The organism is Rothia sp. HMSC072B03 (assembly GCF_001809565.1).
GTDB lineage: Bacteria > Actinomycetota > Actinomycetes > Actinomycetales > Micrococcaceae > Rothia > Rothia mucilaginosa_A.
Genome location: NZ_KV797969.1, coordinates 523,162 through 523,993 on the forward strand (window position 1 = coordinate 523,162; position 832 = coordinate 523,993).

Here is an 832-nt window from a genome sequence, read left to right on the forward strand (position 1 = left end):
GGGGCCTCTCCTCCACACGGGGGAGAGGCCCCGCCTTATGCGTCTCGTTCGTTCTCTGCAACCGTGACGTCTGCCTGTACCCGCCCATTTGGCTCGGAGCGCTCTGAGCGGCGATGCGGGACTTGCCGAGGGTGTCAGAGACCCCGTAATGTGCAATCCGCCACAAATTATGTTTTTAATTTGCGAAGGTTCCCTAAGGTCTGTATAGTTATATGAGTCGCCGCGGGGTGGAGCAGTTCGGTAGCTCGCCGGGCTCATAACCCGGAGGTCGCAGGTTCAAATCCTGTCCCCGCAACGGATAACTCCCGATAGCTTAGCTATCGGGAGTTTTTTATGCCCGTTTTTTATGCCCGTTTTTTATGCCCGGAATCGGCTGTGCTGTCGATTCTAGCTATGACCGTACGGTTCTTTACCCCGGCCCTTTGAATGTTCGGGCACTGACCGGTTGGATGCCGGCTTATACGGCCCCGATTTGATTGAGCTCCGATATGGCAGAGCGTGACCTGGCTGAGCGGGGGAGAGGGGCGCTTATCAACTCACGCTATGAGTCCCGTGCGGCGTGACCTGGCTGAGCGGGGGAGAGGGCGTGCTGCACGCGATGGTTTGCACCCTGTATCGAACCCGGCTCGGCTAACCGGAGGGGTCTGCGCTGTGCGCAATGGTTTGCACCCCATGCCGTACTTGATGCGGCTATCTCGGTATAGTCTCTTAGCACAATTCATCTTGGCACAATTCATCTTGACGCAATTCATCTTGACGCAAACCGCCTCGGCGCAGTTACTTCGACATAGGCGTCTAGCGGGAGCTCCCCACCTGTCTCTGGGGGGGGGGG

At 57.8% G+C, this 832-nt stretch carries 1 tRNA gene; it reads left to right on the forward strand.

Annotated features, from left to right (window positions below):
• Positions 1 to 221: 221 nt before the first annotated feature.
• A tRNA-Met gene (locus HMPREF2630_RS05575) sits at positions 222 to 295 on the forward strand.
• The last annotated feature ends 537 nt before the right edge of the window (positions 296 to 832 follow it).